Source organism: Nitratireductor sp. ATLC21 (genome assembly GCF_057196525.1).
In genome coordinates this window covers 1-200 of sequence record NZ_JBXUOU010000010.1, presented here as the reverse complement: position 1 = coordinate 200, position 200 = coordinate 1, and the positions used below count along the sequence as shown (strand labels likewise).

General features: G+C 55.0%; 1 tRNA gene. It reads left to right on the top strand.

Features of this window, described 5'->3' with window-relative positions:
- Positions 1-33: 33 nt before the first annotated feature.
- A tRNA-Met gene (locus AC2CHD_RS20975) sits at positions 34-110 on the top strand.
- Positions 111-200: the final 90 nt, after the last annotated feature.

Genomic DNA, 200 nt, shown 5'->3' with positions numbered 1-200 from the left:
ATGAAAACAGGCAAGAAAACGCAAATAAGTTGACGCGGGGTGGAGCAGCCCGGTAGCTCGTCAGGCTCATAACCTGAAGGTCGCAGGTTCAAATCCTGCCCCCGCAACCAAATCCTCTCATATAAGCACTCACTTACCCAAACGCTTCGCATCACCCCGAAGCGATCCAGCCCCCCTGGGTAGCCTCACGCCAGCTTCAT